We start from the raw sequence: 21,223 nt of genomic DNA, 5'->3' as shown, positions 1-21,223 counted from the left end.
TTTCCCATGGATTTTTCCAGATTTTTCATCGACAGGCCGATCTTCGCGGCGGTGTTGTCGATCGTGATCTTCGCCGCTGGCCTGGTCAGCATCCCGTTCCTGCCGATAGGTGAGTACCCGGAAGTGGTGCCGCCGTCGGTGGTGGTGCGTACCGTGTACCCGGGCGCCAACCCCAAGGTGATTGCTGAAACCGTGGCTACGCCGCTGGAGGAAGCGATCAACGGCGTTGAGGGCATGATGTACCTCAAGTCGGTGGCCGGTTCCGATGGCGTGCTGCAGATGACCGTCACCTTCCGTCCGGGTACCGATCCGGACGAAGCCGCGGTGAAGGTGCAGAACCGCGTTGCACAGGCGCAGGCACGCTTGCCCGAGGACGTGCGGCGGCAGGGCGTGACCACCCAGAAGCAGTCGCCGACCTTCCTGATGGTCGTGCACCTGACCTCACCCAAGGGCACCTACGACACCTTGTACCTGCGCAACTACGCACGCCTGCACGTCAAGGATGGGCTGGCGCGTATCCCTGGTGTAGGTGACGCGCAGATCTTCGGTGGCGGTGACTACGCCATGCGTGCCTGGCTGGACCCGGACAAGGTCGCCTCGCGCGGGCTGACCGCCAGCGACGTCGTGCGTGCGATGCGCGAGCAGAACGTACAGGTATCGGCTGGCCAGCTTGGTGCCGAGCCGATGCCGAACAGCCAATTCCTGACGCTCATCAACGCGCAGGGCCGCCTGCGCAGCGAGCAGGAGTTCGGCGACATCGTGCTCAAGGCTGGCACGGACGGTGAGATGGTGCGCCTGTCCGACGTTGCTCGCATCGAACTGGGCGCGGGTGATTACACCTTGCGTTCGCAGCTGGATGGCAAGAATGCGGTCGGTATCGGCATCTTCCAGGCGCCGGGTGCCAATGCATTGGAGATCCGTGACTCCGTCATCGGCACCATGGACGAGCTGCAGAAGAGCTTCCCGGCCGACGTGAAGTACGAGGCGGTGTACGACACCACAATCTTCGTGCGTGATTCGATCAAGGCCGTGGTCACCACGCTGCTGGAAGCCATCGCGCTGGTGGTGTTGGTGGTGATCCTGTTCCTGCAGACCTGGCGCGCCTCGATCATTCCGCTGATCGCAGTACCGGTGTCGGTGGTCGGTACCTTCGCTGCACTGTACCTGCTGGGCTTCTCGATCAATACGCTGAGCCTGTTCGGGCTGGTGCTGGCGATCGGCATCGTGGTCGATGACGCGATCGTGGTGGTGGAGAACGTCGAACGCAACATCGAAGAAGGCCTGTCGCCGACCGCGGCTGCGCATCAAGCAATGAAGGAAGTGTCCGGCCCGATCGTTGCGATTGCGCTGGTGCTGTGTGCGGTGTTCGTGCCGATGGCGTTCCTGTCCGGCGTCACCGGCCAGTTCTACAAGCAGTTCGCGGTGACCATCGCCATTTCCACGGTGATCTCGGCGATCAACTCGCTGACCCTGTCGCCGGCGCTGGCTGCGCGTCTGCTCAAGCCGCATGGTGCGGCCAAGGATGCACCGAGCCGTTTGATCGACAAGTTGTTTGGCTGGGTGTTCCGTCCGTTCAACCGCTTCTTCAAGACCAGTTCGGAGAAGTACGAGCGTGGTGTTTCGCGCATCCTCGGTCGTCGCGGTGCGGTGTTCGTGGTCTATGCGGTGTTGCTGGTGGGTACCGGCCTGATCTTCAAGCTGGTGCCGCCGGGCTTCATCCCGACCCAGGACAAGCTGTACCTGATCGCTGGCGTGAAGCTGCCGGAAGGTTCGTCGATCGCGCGTACCGATGAAATGCTGCGCAAGGTCGCCAAGATCGCCCAGGAAACCGATGGTGTCGCCCACACCATTTCGTTCCCCGGCTTGAATGCACTGCAGTTCACCAATACGCCGAATACCGGTGTGGCCTTCATCCCGCTCAAGCCGTTCAATGAACGTCATGGGCGTACCGCTGCGCAGATCAATGCCGAGATCAACCAGAAGATCGCCGGGCTGCAGGAAGGCTTTGCCTTCGCGATGATGCCGCCGCCGATCCTGGGCCTGGGCAATGGCAACGGCTACCAGATGTTCATCGAGGACCGTGGCAATCTCGGCTACGGCGCCCTGCAGAACGCGGTGCAGAGCATGCAGGGTGCGGTTGCACAGACGCCAGGCATGGCCTATCCGATCACCAGTTACCAGGCCAATGTGCCGCAGCTGGATGCGGAAGTTGACCGGGTCAAGGCCAAGGCACAGGGCGTGCAGCTGACCGAGTTGTTCGACACGCTGCAGACCTACCTGGGCTCGGCCTACATCAACGACTTCAACCAGTTCGGTCGTACCTGGCAGGTGATCGCCCAGGCAGATGGCCAGTTCCGTGACAGCGTGGAAGACATCGGCAAGCTGCGTACCCGCAATGATCGCGGCGAAATGGTGCCGATCGGCTCGATGGTGACCGTCAAGGAAACCTATGGTCCGGACCCGGTGCTGCGCTTCAACGGTTACCCGGCGGCTGACCTGGCCGGCGAGGCCGATCCGCGCATGCTGTCCTCGGCCGAGGCGATGAACAAGCTCACCGAGATTGCAGGGCAGGTATTGCCGGCTGGCATGGTCACCGAATGGACCGACCTGAGCTACCAGCAGGCGACCCAGGGCAAGGCCGCCTTCATCGTGTTCCCGGTGGCGATCCTGCTGGCCTTCCTGGTGCTGGCGGCGTTGTACGAGAGCTGGTCGTTGCCGCTGGCGGTGATCCTGATCGTGCCGATGACGCTGCTGTCTGCGCTGTTTGGCGTCTGGCTGACCGGCGGTGACAACAACGTGTTCGTGCAGGTTGGTCTGGTGGTGTTGATGGGCCTGGCGTGTAAGAACGCGATCCTGATCGTCGAGTTCGCCCGCGAGTTGGAGATGGGCGGCAAGGGCATTGTCGAAGCGGCACTGGAAGCCTGCCGCCTGCGTCTGCGCCCGATCGTGATGACCTCGATCGCCTTCATCGCCGGCACCGTCCCGCTGGTGTTCTCGCATGGCGCGGGTGCCGAGGTGCGCTCGGTCACGGGTATCACCGTGTTTGCCGGCATGCTGGGCGTCACCTTGTTTGGCCTGTTCCTGACGCCGGTCTTCTATGTCGCGCTGCGCAAGTTCGTTTCACGCAACGGCGGCGGCAAGTTGGTGCAGCATGGCGAGCCGACCATCCATCATTGAGGCATCTGTGAATGCGTTGCGGGAGGCGGCAGTTGTTCGCCTCCCGCAGGTTCTTGCCAGCGTAATGGCAAGGACGGTTTGAAATGTTTCCGAGCCTGTATCACCTCATTCCTGCAAGGAAGAACCAATGAATACCCAGAACACGAAAATCGCCCTGGTTACCGGCGGCACCCGCGGCATCGGCTTTGAAACCGTGCGCCAGCTTGCTGCCGCTGGTGTGCACACCCTGCTGGCCGGGCGCAGCTACGAAACCGCCGCCGCAAAGGCGCAGGAGCTGCAGGCCGAAGGCCTGCCGGTCGAGGCCATCCAGCTCGACGTCAACGACAGCGACAGCATTGCGGTGGCGGTCGAGCGCGTGCAGCAGCTGCACGGTCGTCTCGATATCCTGGTCAACAACGCCGGCGTGCTTGTCGATGACCCGCAGGCCGGTGCCAGCGGCCAGACACTGGAAACCTGGCGCAGCACCTTCAACACCAATCTGTTCGCCGTGGTTGAGGTGACGCTCGCCTTCCTGCCGCTGCTGCGTGCCTCGCCGGCCGGGCGCATCGTCAATGTGTCCAGCATCCTTGGCTCCTTGACCCTGCATTCCCAGCCGGGTTCCCCGATCTACGGTTTCATCGTGCCGGCCTACAACGCGTCCAAGAGCGCGCTGAATGCCTGGACGGTGCAGCTGGCGCACGAGCTGCGCGACGGCACGGTCAAGGTCAATGCGGTACACCCGGGCTACGTCAAGACCGACATGAACGGTGGCGAAGGTGAGATCGAGATCGCCGAAGGCGCACGTTCCAGCGTCGGCATGGCCTTGATTGGCGCCGATGGCCCGACGGGCAGCTTCAGCTACCTCGGCGAGGTGCTGCCGTGGTGATGCGCGTATTGGTGACGGCAATGGCCAGCGCCTTGCTGGCCGGTTGCGTGACCGTTGGCCCGGACTACAAGGCAGCACCGGTCGAGCCGGTGCGCCTGCAGGGCGCGGCGGATGCCGCATTCTCCAGCGCACCACCGGTGGCCAACTGGTGGGCGCAGTTTGATGATCCGGTGCTGGCGCAGCTGGTGCAGGGCGCGCTCGGCGAGAACCTGGACCTGCAGATCGCCATGGCCCGCGTGCGCGCTGCACGTGCAGCGTTCACCGAGCAACGCTTGGATCAGCTCCCACACGTTACCGCTGCTGGCAGTCAGGATCGGCGCAAGCAGCCCGACGCATCGGTCGGCGGCGAGCGTGTCTACAGCGAAACCTATCAACTTGGTTTCGACGCAGGCTGGGAGCTGGATCTGTTTGGTCGGCAGCGGCGTGCAGCCGAAGCGGCAAGGGCCGACCTCGGCGCCGAACGCGACAACCTTGCCGATGCGCAGGTAATGGTGGCGGCGGAGGTGGCACGCAATTACTTCGAGTTGCGCGGCTCACAGAAGCGGATTGCGGTTGCGCGCGACACCTTGGTCAATCTGCGCGAGACCCAGCGCCTGACCGAAACCCGGCTGGAACTGGGCGCAGGCAGCGAGCTGGACGTGCAGAGCAGCCGTGCCCGCTTGAAGGCGATCGAGGCGGATATTCCGTTGCTGGAAGTGTCCGAGGTGCAGTCGCGGCATCGCCTTGCCGTGTTGCTTGGGCAGCGTCCAGGTTCGCTGGACGCGTTGCTGCAACCACGCGATGTACCTGCATTCGCCAAGGCCTTGCCGCTGGGCGATACCAGTGACCTGCTGCGGCAGCGCGCCGATGTGCGCATGGCCGAGCGTCGCCTTGCTGCAGCCACGGCACGTGTTGGCGTGGCGACGGCCGATCTGTTCCCGCGCATCAGCCTGAGTGGTTTCGTCGGCTTCCTGGGCGGCGATGCCTCCGGTCTGGTGAACGGCAACAACAAGGCCTGGTCGTTGACCCCGTCGATCAGTTGGGCGGCGTTCGACTTCGGCACCGTGCGTGCGCGCCTGCGTGCAAGCAAGGCGCAGGCCGATGGCGCGGCAGCCGAGTACGAGAAGGCGGTGTTGCTGGCCTTGGAAGACACCGAGAACTCGCTGACCCGCTACGCCAAGCAGCAGGCGCGCTTGGGCATTGTGGCGGAGCAGGCGCAGGCGGCACGCAAGGCGGAGTCCTTGGCACAGCTGCGCTACCGCGAAGGTTCCGAGGATTTCCTGGCGTTGCTGGATGCGCAGCGTAATCAGCTGGCCGCGGATGATGCATTGGCCGCAGCGGAGGCTTCGGTGAATGTCAGTGTCGTTGCTGTCTACAAGGCACTGGGCGGTTGGGGTGGACAGCCTGGCCCTGCATTGGCGGTTACAAGCGTGCGCTGATAGATCGAACGTTTCTGGATCTTCAACGAAACAGGCGGCCAATGGCCGCCTGTTTCGTTACGCATCACGGAAGATCAGGCGGCGTCAGCCTGCGCCCGGCGCGGGCCTTCAACCAGTGCACGACCAACCATGTCCACCAGCACGTCGAGCTCTTCTTCATCCATGCCGAAATGCGGGGTAAAACGCAGCGAGTTCTCGCCGCCGTGGATCACGTTGACGCCGTGCATGCGCAGCCATTCTTCGGTGGAGCCGGCGCCATAGCATTTGAACTGCGGGGCTAGTTCGCAGGAGAACAGCAGGCCGGTGCCCTGCACCTTGGTGATCAGGCCGCCGAGCTTGGTCTTGAGCGCTTCCAGTTTCTGCACGGCCTGTTCGCCGCGCAGGCGGATGTTCTGGCGAACTTCCGGCGACAGGCGGGCGAGGGTGGCAACGGCCACATCCAGCGCGCGCGGGTTGGTGGTCATGGTGTTGCCGTACACGCCCTTGCGGTAGAGCTTGGCGGCATGCTCGGTGACGGCCAGCACCGACAGCGGGAACTGCGCGCCGTTCAATGCCTTGGAATAGGTTTCCATGTCCGGCGGATCCAGCGTCTCGTAGCCCGGGTAGTCGACGAAGGACAGGGTGCCGTGCGCACGCAGTGCGGCCTGGATGGAGTCGATCAGCAGCAGGCTGCCGTGCTCGCGGGTCAGTTCGCGGACCAGCTTGTAGAAGCTGGCCGGTACCGCGCGGCCGGGGTCGCCTTCGCCCATCACCGGCTCCAGGAATACCGCCTCGATGAACCAGTTGTTGGCCTTGGCATCGGCAAACACCTTGCGCATCGCTGCTTCGTCGTAAGGCGCAACGGTGATGACGCTGTTTTCGCCGCGGTAGCTGGCCAGGTGCTGGTCATAGGCCTTGCGGCTGGAGTCCGAGTACAGGGCCGGGCGGTCGGTGCGGCCGTGGAAGCTGCCCTTGATCACCACCCGCTTGATGGTGGCGCCGGCATGCGGTGCACCCGGATCGGTCTGCAGCTTGGCGTTGATGTCGGCGATGCGTGCGGCCAGACCGACGGCCTCGGAGCCGGAGTTCAAGCACATGAAGTGAGTGAACGGACAACCGCCACGGCTGTGGCCGATTTCCTTGCGCATGGCCTGCACGAAGCGACGCTGGGCCAGGCTCGGGGTCATGATGTTGGCCATGACCTGCGGCTTGGCTGCTGCCGCCATCACGTCGGCCGGGGTGTGGCCGAAGCCGAGCATGCCGTAGCCGCCGGCGTCATACAGCACGGCGCCCTTGAGCGAGACCACCCACGGGCCGCAGGCGGCCAGGGCGATATAGGGAACGATGGCATCGTCGGCATAGAAATTGACGAAGCCGGCCTGCATGGCGTCGATCTGGTCCTGTTCGTCCAGATCCAGCAGGTCGGCGGCTTCGTCCTTGATGCGGGCGTATTCGCTGGCGGCTGCGGCGATGGCGCCGGCCAGGTCCGGGTGAGCAACGGCCAGGCGTTCAACGCTGGCGTCGTCCAGGCCTTGGGTCAGGCGGCTGCCGGCGTGCGCGCGAAGCGGGGCGAGGGGGCCGAGTACGGTCATGCTCATCTCCAGAAGTTTCTTGTATATACCCATTATGTGGAGATTCTGGACATATGGCAGCTATGATCTCGACGGATTTTCGGGTAATTTCGTCGAATCGACGAAGCTGGTTTGCAATGTGAATATTTCTCCTGCCGACGAACGCCTGTTGTCCGTGCTCCGTGAGGATGCGCGCGCGTCAACCGCGCAGATTGCCCGTCGCCTGGGATTGTCACGGACCACGGTGCAGAGCCGGATTGACCGACTGGAGCAGTTGGGGGTGATTGCCGGCTACACGGTGCGCACCCACGAGGACTACGAGCAGGGCCAGGTGCGCGCGCACGTGCTGATCACGGTGCTGCCAAAGAAGATGCCGGCGGTGGTCAAGGCGCTGCGTGATATCACCGAAGTGCGCTCACTGCATTCGGTAAGCGGCAACCATGACCTGATCGCGATGGTGGTGGTCGGCGGGGTCAGTGAGATGGACGTCGTGACCGATGCGATCGGCGCGGTCGATGGGGTGGAGCGGACCAACAGCGCGATCATTCTTTCCACGAAGTTTGAACGTTGATCCAGTCGGGACGGTGCCGGACGGGTCGCCGTTTCGGCTTTCATGGCTGTTGATTCAACGCGGTCACCGCATCGGAGCCGAAATTTGGAAAACCAGCTCTTCCGCCCGTGAGAGCTACAATACCCGGCTCCCCGTACGAAGTTCCGGCCTTGAAGAAGTCCGATTTCACCTATGACCTGCCTGAGGAATTGATCGCCCAGGCTCCCTTGGCCGAGCGTTCGGCCAGCCGCCTGCTGTTGGTTCCGCCTGCACCGGCCGCGTTCGATGACCGCCAGGTGCGCGATCTGGCCGAGCTGCTGCAGCCCGGCGACCTGCTGGTGTTCAACGACACCCGCGTCATTCCGGCACGCCTGTTCGGGCAGAAAGCCAGCGGCGGCCGCGTCGAGATCCTGATCGAGCGTCTGCTCGGCGGGCAGCAGGCACGTGCACAGATCGGCGCCAGCAAGTCGCCCAAGGCCGGCAGTCGCATTCAGCTTGATGCCGGTGGCGAAGCCGAGGTGCTTGGCCGCGATGGCGAGTTCTATGTGCTGCGCTTTGATATTCCGGAGTCTCTGGAGTCCTGGCTGGTGCACGAAGGCCGCCTGCCGCTGCCGCCTTATATCCACCGTGAGCCGGGTATGGATGACCGCGAGCGCTACCAGACGGTGTTCGCCAAGCAGGTGGGCGCCGTGGCTGCACCGACCGCGGGCCTGCATTTCGATGAAGCGCTGCTGGGGCAGCTGTGCGAACGTGGCGTGCAGTTCGGCCACATCACCCTGCATGTCGGCGCAGGTACCTTCCAGCCGGTGCGGGTGGACGATCTTTCCCAGCACGTCATGCACCGCGAATGGCTCAATGTAGGTGCCGAGCTGGTCGAGCAGGTGCGGCGCACCCGTGCTGCCGGCGGCCGCGTGATTGGTGTTGGCACCACCGTGGTGCGGGCGCTGGAGAGCGCGATGCGCGAGGGCGAACTGCATCCTTACGCGGGCGAAACCCAGATCTTCATCACCCCGGGTTATCGCATCCGCAGCGTCGATGCGATGGTCACCAACTTCCATCTGCCGGAAAGCACCTTGCTGATGATGATCAGCGCATTCGCCGGCAAGGAGCGTGTTTTCGAAGCTTATGCGCATGCCATCGCGCAGAAGTACCGCTTCTTCAGCTACGGCGATGCCATGCTGCTGTTCCCCGCTGCGGTAGGTGCGGCTGATTGACGCAGTGCACGGACGGATCAAATGAGATAAGTTCTCATTTGATCCGTGTCCGGCCATCGTGGCCGGGACCGACGACCACTTCCGGAGTAAATCATGCGTCATCCGAAGCGTGCCGCCGGCCATCTGGCTGCCCTGTGTTCCCTCGTCCTGCTTGGCGCCTGCGCCAAAACCAGTGATACCGCTACGCCCGCGGCCGCACCGCAGGCTGCAGCGGGTGAGGTCAACCTTTACACCACACGTGAGCCCGGGCTGGTACAGCCGCTATTGGACGCGTTCACCGCGGACACGGGCATCAAGGTCAATACCGTGATGCTCAAGGACGGCTTGACCGAACGGCTCGCGGCAGAAGGCGAGCGTTCGCCGGCTGACGTGCTGATGACGGTGGATACCGGTCGCTTGCTCGACGTGGTCGAGGCCGGCCACACCCAGGCGGTGAACTCGTCGGTGCTGGAAACCGCGATTCCGGCGCACCTGCGTTCGCCGGAAGGCCAATGGTTCGCACTGTCGCTGCGTGACCGCGTGGTCTATGCCGACAAGGATCTGGACCTGACCGGTTTCACCTACGAAGACCTTGCCGACCCGAAGTGGAAGGGCCGGGTATGCATCCGTTCTGGCCAGCATCCCTATAACACCAGCCTGTTCGCGGCGATGATCGCGCACGACGGTGCGGAGAAGACCGAAGCCTGGTTGCGCGCGGTCAAGGCCAACCTCGCGCGCAAGGCCGCTGGTGGTGATCGCGATGTGGCGCGCGACATCCTTGCCGGCATCTGCGATATCGGCGTGGCCAATGCGTATTACGTTGGTCGCATGAAAAATGCCGAAGAAGGCTCGGAGCAGCGCGCTTGGGGTGATGCCATCCAGGTGGTGCGCCCGGTGTTTGCCAGCGCCGCCGATACCGGTACCCACGTCAACATCTCAGGCGCCGCTGTCGCCCGCCATGCGCCCAATCACGACAACGCGGTCAAGCTGCTGGAATACCTGGTAAGTGACAGCTCGCAGAGCCTGTATGCACGCGCCAATTACGAATATCCGGTCAAGCCTGGCGTTGCGCTGGACCCGGTGGTTGCCAGCTTCGGTCCGATGAAGGTGGATCCGCTGCCATTGGCCGAGGTCGTCGCCAACCGCAAGTTGGCCAGTGAGCTGGTGGACAAGGTCGGCTTCGATAATTGAACCTGCGGCTTCCCGACAGGCCGGCGCTGCGGATGCGGTGCCGGCCTGCTGCTTTGTAATGGATAGCGCTTGATGGTGTTGCGATGGAATCCGTGGCTGCTGGGTGCGACATCGGTGGCAGCCTTGATGCTGGCACCGCTGCTGGGCCTGGCGTGGGCGGCTAGCGACGGCAGTGCCGGGCTGTGGGCGCATCTATGGGCCAATGTGTTGCCTACGGCGCTGCTCAATACCGGCCTGCTGTTGCTGGGTGTCGGCGTTCTGGTCGGCGTGCTTGGTACCGGCAGTGCCTGGTTGGTAACGGCGTTTGCATTCCCCGGGCGCAAGCTGCTGAGTTGGGCCTTGCTGCTGCCCTTGGCCGTGCCTACCTATATCGCAGCGTTCGCGTATCTGGATGTGCTGCATCCGCTTGGTCCGGTGCAGGGATTGATCCGTGACCTGCTCGGCTATGACAGCCCGCGCGATTTCCGTTTACCGGATATCCGACATCTCGGCGGTTGCATCGTGTTGCTCGGCTTCGTGCTTTACCCCTACGTGTACCTGACCACCCGTGCCTTGTTCATGACCCAGGCTGCGGGCTTGCTGGAAGCGGCGCGCAGTTTGGGCGCAACACCATTGCAGGTGTTCTGGCGGGTCGCGCTGCCGTTGGCGCGACCAGCAATTGCAGTGGGCGTGGCGCTGGCCTTGCTGGAAACCCTGAATGACATCGGTGCCTCCGAATTCCTCGGCGTGCAGACGCTGACGGTCTCGATCTACACCACCTGGGTCAGTCGCGGCGATCTGGCCGGTGCGGCGCAGATCGCGCTGGCGATGCTTGGTGTGGTGGCCTTGTTGTTGGCGTTGGAACGGCACGGTCGGAGGCGGCAGCGTTACGCCAGCGTGCTGCGGCCGCGTCCGTTGCAGCCATTGCAACTGCATGGCGCGCGTGCGGTGTTTGCGCTGCTGTTGGGGCTGCTGCCGGTGCTGCTGGGCTTTCTGGTGCCGGCGGCCTATCTGCTGTGGGAAGCGGTCGCGCGTCTGCAGCTTGGCGGGGTTTCGCCACAACTGCTGGTCGCGTTGTGGAACACGCTGCGGGTGGCCTTGCTGGCAACCCTGGTGGCGATGACGCTTGGCTTGTTGGTGGCGTGGGCATTGCGGCTGGCGCAGGCGCGGCGGCGTGATGGCTTGGCAACCGTCAACAGTCGTACTGCAGCCATGGGTTATGCGATACCGGGCACGGTGCTGGCGATCGGGCTGTTGCTGCCGCTGGGTGGGCTTGATGCGCTGGTGGGACGTGCGCTGGCGCTGATTGGTGGCTCGCCGCAGATGTTGTTGATGGGCTCGGTCAGCGTGCTGGTGCTGGCGTATACGCTGCGTTTTCTGGCTGTGTCTGTCGGCGGGATTGAATCGGGTCTGGCGCGGATTCCACTGTCGCTGGATCAGGCCGCGGCCAATCTGGGCGAAGGTGCGATGGGCATGTTGCGGCGTGTGCATCTGCCGTTGTTGCGTCCAGCCCTGACTGCCGCGGCGCTGCTGGTGTTCGTCGACACCATGAAAGAGCTGTCAGCCACCCTGGTGCTGCGGCCAATGAATTTCGAAACCCTTGCTACCTGGCTGTACGCGGAAGCGGCGCGGGGCACGTATGAGGAAGGGGCCGTGGCGGCCTTGCTGATTGTGGTCAGCGGCCTGTTGCCGGTGATCCTGCTGGTACGTGCCGGTGCCGCATATGGAGTCGAAGATGCACGTTGATGCACAGCTGCTGCTGCAGGACCTGCAGATTGGTTACCCCGCCGCAGGCGGGTTCAAGCGGGTTGTGGATGGGCTGTCGCTGCAGCTCGGACGCGGCGAGATCGGCTGCCTGCTCGGTGCATCCGGCTGCGGCAAGACCACCGTGCTGCGCACCATTGCCGGCTTCGAGCCGCTGCAGCAGGGCCGTATCGTGCTTGCTGGTCGGGAACTGGCGACGCCGCAGCAGGCGCTGCCGGCCGAGCAGCGCAGGGTCGGCCTGATGTTCCAGGACTACGCCTTGTTCCCGCACCTGGATGTGGCGGCGAACGTTGCTTTTGGCCTGCGTGGCTTGCCGCGCGCGCAGCGCAAGGCGCGGGTGCAGGCCTTGTTGCAGTATGTGGGGTTGCCGGGGTTGGAGCAGCGCTATCCGCATGAGCTGTCCGGAGGCCAACAACAGCGCGTGGCGCTGGCCCGCGCCTTGGCGCCGGCGCCGGACCTGCTGTTGCTGGACGAGCCATTCTCCAATCTGGACGTCGATACCCGCCAGCGGCTTGCCGGCGAACTGCGTGAGCTGCTCAAGGCCGCCGGCACCACCGTGCTGATGGTGACCCATGACCAGAGCGAGGCCTTTGCCATGGCCGACCGCATCGGCGTCATGCACGACGGTCGTCTGCTGCAATGGGACACGGCGCAGGCGCTGTACCAAGCGCCGCTGGATCCGTTCGTGGCCGGCTTCATCGGCCGTGGCACAGTTGTGGATGCAGCGCAGTTGGGAATGGGCGAGGGTGGGCGGGTGCTGGTGCGCCCGCAGAGCCTGCAGCTGGACCCGCAGGCAGCCCTGCGCGCAAGGGTGGAGGCCGTGGTGTTCCGTGGGCCGGGGAGTAGTGGTTGGGTGCGTCTGGCCGGTGGTGAGCGCCTGGAGCTGGACTTCGCCCCCGACCAGCTGCCGGAAATCGGGGCTGAAGTCGGCCTGGGTTGGCACGATCCAGCGCCGGTCCGTTTCGCTGACTGACCCATCCGATAGACGGTTCCAGCCGAAAGTTCGCCCTGCTGGCCCTTATCCGCGACAATTGGCGCAACTGACGCCTCAATGCTTCCATGTCCAGATTGCAGTTCAAGCTCCAGAACACCGATGGTCGCGCCCGCCGCGGCCAGCTGTCCTTCCCGCGTGGCACCGTGCAGACCCCGGCCTTCATGCCCGTTGGCACCTATGGCACGGTCAAGGGCGTGCTGCCAGAGCAGGTGCGTGCGCTCGGGGCCGAGATCATCCTCGGCAATACCTTCCATCTGTACCTGCGCCCGGGTCTGGACGTGATCGCCGACCATGGCGGCCTGCATGGCTTCTGCCAGTGGAATGGCCCGATCCTGACCGATTCGGGTGGTTTTCAGGTGTTTTCGCTGGCGCATCGTCGCAAGATCACCGAAGAAGGCGTCACGTTCGCCTCGCCGACCGACGGTGCCCGGGTCTTCCTGGGCCCGGAAGAGAGCATGAAGATCCAGAAGGTGCTGGATTCGGACATCGTCATGATCTTCGACGAATGCACCCCGTACCCGGCCACCGAGCCGGTGGCGCGCAAGTCGATGGAGCTCAGCCTGCGCTGGGCCCAGCGCAGCCGTAACGCGCATGACGCCATGGGCAACGACGCAGCGCTGTTCGGCATCGTCCAGGGTGGCGTGCACACCGAGCTGCGCAGCCGCTCGGCCGAGGGCCTGCAGCAGATCGGCTTTGACGGCTATGCCATCGGCGGCCTGGCGGTGGGCGAACCCGAGCACGAGCGCAACGCCATGCTCGACCACATGCATCCGATCCTGCCCGCCGATCGCCCGCGCTACCTGATGGGCGTTGGCCGGCCGGAAGACCTGGTTGAAGGCGTGGCCCGTGGCGTGGACATGTTCGACTGCGTCATGCCGACCCGAAATGCCCGTAACGGCCACTTTTTCACCTCGTTTGGCACGGTTCGCATCCGCAACTCCCGCTATGAGCGCGATATGGACGTGATCGAGCCGGGCTGCGGCTGCCACGCCTGTACCGGTGGCTATACCCGCTCCTACCTGCGTCACCTGGACCGCTGCAACGAGATGCTGGCGCCGATGCTGGGCACCCTGCACAACCTGTTCTATTACGAAAAACTGATGGCCGACATGCGCGCGGCCATCGAGGCGGGAACCTTCCTGGCCTTCCGCGAGTCCTTCTATGCAGCCCGGGGCATGAGTGTCCCGGCGTTGTCGGGGGAGTAGCGGTCTTCACACTGTCCGGGACGCGCTCCCGGACGCGTGGCATACTTCACGGCTGACCCCGTTTCGCGGTAACTGCTGCAGGCCATCCGGCCCGGGTGGGTGCCGCCCAACATCAAGGATTACAAAATGACTCTCATGGCTATCCTGCTTCCCGTCGCCCAGGCCGCTCCGGCCGCACCGGGCATGGGTACCTTCCTGCTGCCCATCGCACTGATCGCAGTGATGTACTTCCTGATGATCCGCCCGCAGATGAAGCGCCAGAAAGAACACAAGGCAATGCTGGAGAAGATCTCCAAGGGTGACGAAGTGCTGACCTCCGGCGGTATTGCTGGCGTGGTCACCGACATCGGCGACAACTTCATCACCGTGGAAGTGGCCGACAACGTCCGCATCCGCGTGCAGAAGGGCTCGGTCGGCAACGTCCTGCCCAAGGGCACGCTGAAGAACGCCGCCTGAGGCTGATCCCTTTCCGTCACGTCGTGACGCCGCACCGGCGTCGCGCAGGATCCTGCAATGCTTGAATTTCCGCGCTGGAAGTACTTCCTGATTCTGATCGTTCTGGCGGTCAGCGCGCTGTATGCGCTGCCCAACATCTACCAGAAGGATCCGTCCGTTCAGATCACCGCCAACCGTGGTGGGCAGATTGATGATGCGCTGCAAGAGCGCGTCAACAAGGCGCTGGGCGAGGCCGGTGTCACCGCCAAGTCGGTGGAGAAGGAGGGCGAGAACAACCTGATCGTCCGCCTGACTTCGCTGGACGCCCAGTCGCGCGCCAATGAGGTGCTGCGTGAGACGGCAGGCGAAAACTACACCGTCGCCCTGAACCTGGCCTCGACCGTGCCGGATTGGCTGGCCAATCTCGGCGGCAAGCCGATGGTGCTGGGTCTGGATCTGGTCGGCGGCGTGCATTTCGCATTGCAGGTGGACCAGAAGGCCGCGGTGGACAAGCGCTTCGAAGCCTTCACCGAAGACGTGCGTACCACCCTGCGTGACAACCGCGTCTCCTACCGTTCGGTCGAGCGTCGTGGCGAAAGCGATATCTCGGTCGCGCTGACCAATGCTGCCGATGCCGACAAGGCTCGTGCTGCACTGGCCAAGGCACAGCCGACTTTCAGTTACTCGGTCAGTGGCGATCGCATCACCGCCACCGTGCCGCAGGCGGAAATGCTGCAGATCGCCTCCGGCGCCATCGAACAGAATCTGACCACCCTGCGCAACCGCGTCAACGAACTGGGCGTGGCTGAGCCGATCATCCAGCGCCAGGGCGAAGACCGTATCGTGGTCGAGTTGCCGGGCGTGCAGGACACGGCCGAAGCCAAGCGCATGATTGGTGCCACCGCGACGCTGGAATACCGCGCCGTGGTTGATGGCAATGCCGAAGATGCCGCCAGCACCGGCCGCATCCCGCCGGAAGCCAAGTTGTACCGCGACCGCGCCGGTCGCCCGGTGCTGCTGAACAAGCGCACCATCGTCACCGGTGACCAGATGGTCAAGGCCGCAACCTCCACTGACCAGAACGGCCTGCCGTCGGTCAGCGTGACGCTGAACAGCGTCGGCGGCCAGCGCATGTTTGATTTCACCAGCGCCAATGTCGGCAAGCCGATGGCCGTGGTCTACACCGAGCGGATTCCGCAGGTGACCATGGTCAATGGCGTGGAGCAGCGCAGCTTCCGGGTCAAGGAAGAAGTGATCTCGGTGGCCAACATCAATGGCGTGTTCGGCAAGGAATTCCAGACCACCGGCCTGGAGAAGACCGAAGCCGATGGCCTGGCCAAGCTGCTGCGCGCAGGCTCGCTGGCTGCGCCGATGGACTTCGTCGAGGAATACGTGATCGGCCCGAGCCTGGGTAAGGAAAACGTGGACCGCGGCGTCAAGGCGGTCGTCTTCTCGTTCATCTTCACCCTGGTGTTCTTCGCCATCTACTACCGCATGTTCGGCGTGATCACCTCGGTGGCGCTGCTGTTCAACCTGCTGATCGTGGTGGCGGTGATGTCGATGTTCGGTGCGACCATGACCTTGCCGGGCTTTGCCGGTCTGGCCTTGTCGGTCGGCTTGTCGGTCGACGCCAACGTGCTGATCAACGAACGTATCCGTGAAGAGTTGCGCCTGGGCATGCCGGCGAAGAAGGCGATTGCGGAGGGTTACGAGCGTGCCTCGGGCACCATCCTCGACGCCAACCTCACTGGCCTGATCGTCGGTGTGGCGCTGTACGCGTTCGGTACCGGCCCGCTGAAGGGCTTCGCGCTGACCATGATCATCGGTATTTTTGCCTCGATGTTCACTGCGATCACCGTGTCGCGTGCTCTGGCGACGCTGATCTACGCCAAGCGCAAGAAGCTGAACTCCGTGGCCATCTGACGCGAATCTCTTCGCAGAAGCCCGCACCTGACCGGTGCGGGTTTTCCAAGGAACTCCTTGCATGAAACTGTTTCCACTTCACATCGTTCCGAACGACACCAACATCGACTTCATGAGTCACCGCAAGCCGGTGCTCGCGATCATGGTGGTGTTGCTGCTGGCCTCGTTCGCCATCATCGGCTTCAAGGGCTTCAACTACGCGCTGGAGTTCACCGGCGGCACGGTCGTACGCACCCACTTTGAAAAGAGCATCGACGCCGACACGGTGCGCGAGCGTCTGGAGAAGGCTGGCTTCGAGAACGCCCAGGTGCAGAGCGTTGGCGGCGGCAATGACCTGATGATCCGCCTGCCGCCAGATGGCGAGCACAACAATGCTGCCGATGCTGCACAGAAGGTTGCCGAGAATGTCCGTGTTGCGGTGACTGCGGCGGACAATGTCGCCACCGTCCAGCCGGGCGAGTTCGTTGGTCCGCAGGTCGGCAAGGACCTGGCGATGAACGGCATCTACGCCACGTTGTTCATGGTCATCGGCTTCCTGATCTACATCGCTGCCCGCTTCGAATGGAAGTTCGCCATCGTCGCCAGCATCACCGCGTTCTTCGACCTGATCCTGACAGTTGCCTACATGTCGCTGCTCGGCCGCGAGTTCGACCTGACCGTGTTGGCCGGTATGTTGTCGGTGATGGGTTTTGCCATCAACGACATCATCGTGGTGTTCGACCGTGTCCGCGAAAACTTCCGCAGCCTGCGCGTGGAGCCGCTGGAAGTACTGAACCGCTCGATCAACCAGACGCTGTCGCGTACGGTCATCACCGCGGTGCTGTTCTTCCTGTCCGCACTGGCGCTGTACATGTTCGGTGGCGAGTCGATGGAAGGCCTGGCCGAAACCCACATGGTGGGTGCCGTGATCGTGGTCATCTCCTCTATCATCGTGGCCGTGCCGCTGCTGAGCATTGGTCCGTTCAAGGTCAGCAAGCAGGATCTGCTGCCCAAGGCCAAGGATGAGGAAGAGCTGGCCCGTCGTCCCTGACGGAATCGCACTGCCTCGCTGAAAAGCCGCGCCCAGCGCGGCTTTTCTTTTGCCCGCGATAAGGGCGAGGGCAGGGCGGTCCATGCGGTGGCGTCGGTTGTTTTCGATGCGGCAGCGCACTACGATCCTCCCGGTTCAGCGCGCAAACTGCTTGTGCTGCTGTCTTCTGTTTAGCCAACCGAGGTTTTCATGGTCATCAAACCGCGTGTGCGCGGCTTCATCTGCGTCACCACCCATCCGACTGGTTGCGATGCGGCGGTCAAGGAACAGATCGATTACATCAAGGCCCAGCCCAAGCTGGCCAATGGCCCGAAGAAGGTGCTGGTGCTCGGTGCCTCCACCGGTTACGGTCTGGCCGCCCGCATCAAGGCGGCGTTCGGCAGTGATGCCGCTACCCTGGGCGTGTTCTTTGAACGTCCGGGCAGCGAGACCAAGCCGGGTACGGCGGGTTGGTACAACTCGGCTGCGTTCGAGAAGTACGCACACCAGGCTGGCCTGTATGCGCGCAGCGTCAACGGCGATGCGTTCTCCGACGAGGTGAAGCAGAAGGTCATCGAGATCATCAAGGCCGACCTGGGTCAGGTCGATCAGGTGGTCTACAGCCTTGCCGCGCCGCGCCGCAAGCACCCCAAAACCGGCGAAATCATCAGCTCCACTCTGAAGCCGATTGGCGCGCCGATCACCTTGCGTGGCTTGGACACCGACAAGGAAGTGCTGACCGAAACCACGCTGCAGCCGGCAACGGCCGAGGAAATCGCTGGCACCGTGCAGGTCATGGGTGGCGAAGACTGGCAGATGTGGATCGATGCGCTGCTTGAGGCTGGCGTGCTGGCACCAGGTGCCACCACTACTGCATTCACCTACGTGGGCGAAGAGATCACCCAGGCCATTTACTGGAATGGTTCCATCGGTGCTGCCAAGAAGGATCTGGACGCCAAGGTGCTGGCCATCCGCGACAAGCTGCAGGGGCTGGGCGGCGATGCGCGTGTGTCGGTGCTGAAGGCGGTTGTAACCCAGGCCAGCTCGGCGATCCCGACCATGCCGCTGTATCTGTCGCTGTTGTTCAAGGTGATGAAAGAGCAGGGTACGCACGAAGGCTGCATCGAGCAGCTCGATACCCTGTACGACATTCTGTACAACGGCCCGCAGGGCGGTGCCAACGCGGCTGACCACATCCGCCAGCAGTTGCAGGACGCGCAGGGCCGTGAGATCGCACTGGTGGACGGCGAAGGCCGTCTTCGTGCGGACTACAAGGAAATGGCGCCGGAAGTGCAGGGCAAGGTGCTGGAGCTGTGGCCGCAGGTGACCAACGAGAACCTGTACGAGATCAGCGACCTGGCCGGCTACAAGGCCGATTTCCTGCGCCTGTTCGGGTTCGGTATCGACGGCGTGGATTACGAGGCCGATGTGAATCCGGATGTGGCTATTCCGGGGATTGTCGAGGTCTGAGTTTTCGGTTTTTTGGATGAGAGAAGGCCGCGCTTTACGCGGCCTTCTTTTTTGCATCTCTAGCTAGGAGCTTCCCCTCACCCCAACCCCTCTCCCGCAGGCGGGAGAGGGGCTTTAGAGCTGAGGTTGCAGACATTGCTCGCGCTCGCGGATTGCTAGCCCCTCTCCCGCATGCGGGAGAGGGGTTGGGGTGAGGGCAGCTTCTAGCGCGGAACGTCAGAACGCAGCCCAATCACCCATCAACCAAACTCAAAATCCATCTCGGCCGTCGGCGGCCCGACAAAATCGCCTTCCACGTAATCCACGCCGGCACTGAACAGCAAGCTCATCGTCGACGCATCGGCCACGAACTCGGCGATGGTCAAAATGCCCGCCGACTGCGCCTTGGTAGTGATCTCCTGGGTCTTCTCCAGCTGCTCCTTGGCCAGCGAAGGGTCAGCAGTAAACGCGCTGTCCAGCTTGAGGAAGCCGGGTTGGAAATGCGCCAGCAGCTGGAACGAATCCAGACCCGAGCCAAACTGCTCCAGACCGACCTTGCAGCCCAGCACGGTGACATCACTGAGGAACTGCTGCGCGTTGCGCAGGTGGGTGAAGACCTTGGCCTCCGGAATCTGCAGCCACAGCTGCGCGCCTTCCACGCCTTCGGCCAGCAGGCCGGTGCGGATCACCGACAGCAGCTCGGGGTCGGAGAACGACTCCGGGGTGATGCGCACCATCAGGTGCGTGCGGTGACCGGCGCGGCGACGCTCGCCCAGCGCGCGGATGGCGTTGGCAACCACCCAGCGGTTGATCGGCGCCAGCAGGTCATGTTCCTGCGCGATCGGCAGGAATGTCGCCGGCCCGACCGTCTCGCCGTTGTTTTCCATCTGCAGTGAGGTGTCATACAGCTGGATAGGCTCGCCCATCAGGTTCAGCACAGGCCGGAAGCGGAGATGGAAGCCATCGCCTGCCACCGCCTGGCGGATGCGCTGTACCCAGCTCTGGATGCGTTCTTCCTCGACGCGGTCAGCCGCGCCCGGGTCGAATACCTTGAACGTATTGCCGCCCAGCTCGATCGCCGCGCGCGCGCAGTCATTGGCGCGGTTCAAGACCTGGCCGACGCTGGCAATCTTCTCGCCGACCTGTACGCCGCCAATGCTGACGGTGACGGTAGCCGAGCGTTCGCCGATGCTGAATATCGCAGAGGCAAACGCAGTACGAACACGTTCGGCCATCTGCGAGGTGTGCGCGTAGTCGCCTTCGGTAAGTACGGCGAAATTGTGTTCGCCAAAGCGGGCCAGCTGCGCGTCTTCGCCGATTGCCTGGGCCAGCTTCTGGCCGAGCGCTGCAATCAATGCATCGGCCGAGTCCAGGCCGATATCGGGCAGCAGGCGTGCATAGTGATCCGGTTCGACCAGCAGGAAGCCGTACTGGCCATCGCTGCGGCCGACCTGGGCCACGGCGTTCTCCAGCTGCACCATGAAGGTTGGGCGGTTGAGCAGGCCGGTGACCTGGTCGCGCTGGCGCAGGGCTTCTACTTCGCGCGCCAGCTCGGGGTCGAACTCCTCGCGGCGACGGAACACGATCTGGAAGCAGCTCTCGCCTTCATAGGTGGCGGCGGTGAACTCCATGGTCGCCGGGAAGGTGTCGCCATCCTGGTTGCGAGCGTGCACTTCGTACTGCGGCGGCGGTGCTTCGCCCTTGCTCAGCGACTTCAGCAGTTGCTTGAAGTTCTCCACATGCTGCGGCGCCACCATGTCCAGCAGCGAGATGCCTTCCACGTCCTCGAAGGACTCGAAGCCGAACATGTCCAGGTAGGCTTCGTTGGCACGGATGTGCATGCCTTCGTGGATGTAGGCGATGGGATCGCGCGAGGACGAGATCAGCGCATCGCAGCGGCGCTCGGTCTCGCGCATCTGCGCCTCGATCCGGCGCAGGCCGCGTCGCGCCTGCAGGTCGGTCCATTCGTTCTGCACCACCGACAACAGGTGATCCGGCTGCTGGCGCAAGGCGATGGCGCGGATGCCATTGGCGGCTGAGTTCAGCAACATCTGTGCATCGATGCTGTCGCTCAGCAGGATCATCGGAATGTCCTTGCCGCTGGCCGCGACCTGCTGGGTCAACAGCAACTGGGGAATGGCGTAAGAGTTGGCTGCCAGCACCAGGTCGATGGGCTGACCCAGTGCCTGGTTCAGTTCGTCGGCGCTCTGCGGCCGCGACGGACGCACCGCGATGCCGCTGTTGCGCAAGGTGCTGACGATGGCCTCGGCGCTCTCGGCGCTGTCATCAACGATCAGCAAGCGCAAGGTGATGTCTTTGGCGTTCTGCATTCAAGACTCCCGGGGGACGGGGTTTAATACACGATGCACGGCGTTGGCGTCTATGCGCAGATCGCTTGCCTGTGACGTGCTCCCGTGAGTGTAGTCGCAAGGCGGGCAGCGGGGCGTTGCCGCCGCGGACCGGGCGCGCAGCGGCAGGGATTGCGCGCGGCCGCATGGCGGGCGTCCTGAGTGGATGAATC

Annotated in this window: 15 protein-coding genes; 13 read left to right on the top strand and 2 right to left on the bottom strand. The window is 63.6% G+C overall.

Annotated features, from left to right (window positions below):
• Positions 1-6 precede the first annotated feature (6 nt).
• From Q5Z11_RS12400 to Q5Z11_RS12390, 3 genes are all read left to right on the top strand, one after another.
• The gene (locus Q5Z11_RS12400; protein WP_303746702.1) at positions 7-3,177 is read left to right on the top strand and encodes an efflux RND transporter permease subunit; all 3,171 of its coding nucleotides are present in this window, start codon (positions 7-9) and stop codon (positions 3,175-3,177) included.
• 127 nt (positions 3,178-3,304) lie between these two features.
• Complete coding sequence (locus Q5Z11_RS12395) at positions 3,305-4,042, top strand: SDR family oxidoreductase (RefSeq protein ID WP_303746701.1); 738 nt, start codon at positions 3,305-3,307, stop codon at positions 4,040-4,042.
• Entirely contained in the window at positions 4,042-5,460 is a 1,419-nt protein-coding gene (locus Q5Z11_RS12390; RefSeq protein ID WP_405051693.1) for an efflux transporter outer membrane subunit, read from the top strand. Before Q5Z11_RS12395 ends, Q5Z11_RS12390 begins: the two co-directional genes overlap by 1 nt.
• Before the next feature lie 74 nt (positions 5,461-5,534).
• Here Q5Z11_RS12390 and Q5Z11_RS12385 read toward each other — a convergent pair whose 3' ends face one another.
• A complete protein-coding gene (locus tag Q5Z11_RS12385; protein ID WP_303746699.1) occupies positions 5,535-7,031 on the bottom strand; it encodes an aminotransferase class III-fold pyridoxal phosphate-dependent enzyme in 1,497 nt (498 codons plus the stop codon).
• Positions 7,032-7,149: 118 nt separating this feature from the next.
• Here Q5Z11_RS12385 and Q5Z11_RS12380 point away from each other — a divergent pair, with 118 nt between their 5' ends.
• The 10 genes from Q5Z11_RS12380 (at position 7,150) to fabV (ending at position 18,723) form a co-directional block, all read left to right on the top strand.
• Entirely contained in the window at positions 7,150-7,581 is a 432-nt protein-coding gene (locus Q5Z11_RS12380; protein WP_282271858.1) for an Lrp/AsnC family transcriptional regulator, read from the top strand.
• 149 nt (positions 7,582-7,730) lie between these two features.
• A complete protein-coding gene (gene queA, locus Q5Z11_RS12375) occupies positions 7,731-8,774 on the top strand; it encodes a tRNA preQ1(34) S-adenosylmethionine ribosyltransferase-isomerase QueA (protein ID WP_303746698.1) in 1,044 nt (347 codons plus the stop codon).
• 93 nt (positions 8,775-8,867) lie between these two features.
• Positions 8,868-9,944: a Fe(3+) ABC transporter substrate-binding protein gene (locus Q5Z11_RS12370; protein ID WP_303746697.1), complete on the top strand. Its 1,077-nt coding sequence runs from the start codon at positions 8,868-8,870 to the stop codon at positions 9,942-9,944.
• Positions 9,945-10,016: 72 nt separating this feature from the next.
• Positions 10,017-11,669, top strand: coding sequence for an ABC transporter permease (locus Q5Z11_RS12365; protein WP_303746696.1), 1,653 nt, complete (start codon positions 10,017-10,019; stop codon positions 11,667-11,669).
• Positions 11,659-12,660: an ABC transporter ATP-binding protein gene (locus Q5Z11_RS12360; RefSeq protein WP_303746695.1), complete on the top strand. Its 1,002-nt coding sequence runs from the start codon at positions 11,659-11,661 to the stop codon at positions 12,658-12,660. The genes Q5Z11_RS12365 and Q5Z11_RS12360 overlap by 11 nt, the downstream gene beginning before the upstream one ends.
• 86 nt (positions 12,661-12,746) lie before the next feature.
• Entirely contained in the window at positions 12,747-13,886 is a 1,140-nt protein-coding gene (gene tgt, locus Q5Z11_RS12355; RefSeq protein ID WP_303746694.1) for a tRNA guanosine(34) transglycosylase Tgt, read from the top strand.
• A gap of 126 nt (positions 13,887-14,012) precedes the next feature.
• Positions 14,013-14,342, top strand: coding sequence for a preprotein translocase subunit YajC (yajC, locus tag Q5Z11_RS12350; protein WP_303746693.1), 330 nt, complete (start codon positions 14,013-14,015; stop codon positions 14,340-14,342).
• 57 nt (positions 14,343-14,399) lie between these two features.
• Positions 14,400-16,244 (top strand): protein translocase subunit SecD, encoded by a 1,845-nt coding sequence (secD, locus tag Q5Z11_RS12345; protein WP_303746692.1) that lies wholly within the window; start codon positions 14,400-14,402, stop codon positions 16,242-16,244.
• Positions 16,245-16,305: 61 nt separating this feature from the next.
• Positions 16,306-17,274 carry a protein translocase subunit SecF gene (gene secF, locus Q5Z11_RS12340; protein WP_303746691.1) on the top strand — a complete coding sequence of 323 codons (969 nt, stop codon included), beginning with the start codon at positions 16,306-16,308 and terminating at the stop codon, positions 17,272-17,274.
• 189 nt (positions 17,275-17,463) lie between these two features.
• Positions 17,464-18,723, top strand: a complete 1,260-nt coding sequence (fabV, locus tag Q5Z11_RS12335) for an enoyl-ACP reductase FabV (RefSeq protein WP_303746690.1) — start codon at positions 17,464-17,466, stop codon at positions 18,721-18,723.
• Between the two features lie 239 nt (positions 18,724-18,962).
• Here the strand turns inward: fabV and Q5Z11_RS12330 are convergent, their stop codons facing one another.
• The gene (locus Q5Z11_RS12330) at positions 18,963-21,032 is read right to left on the bottom strand and encodes an EAL domain-containing response regulator (RefSeq protein WP_303746689.1); all 2,070 of its coding nucleotides are present in this window, start codon (positions 21,030-21,032) and stop codon (positions 18,963-18,965) included.
• Positions 21,033-21,223 lie beyond the last annotated feature (191 nt).

Origin of the sequence: Stenotrophomonas sp. 610A2 (assembly GCF_030549615.1) — a bacterium.
In the GTDB taxonomy this organism is placed as follows: Bacteria; Pseudomonadota; Gammaproteobacteria; order Xanthomonadales; family Xanthomonadaceae; genus Stenotrophomonas; species Stenotrophomonas pigmentata.
The sequence above is the reverse complement of the archived record's forward strand: the minus strand, read 5'-3'. Positions and strand labels throughout refer to the sequence as shown.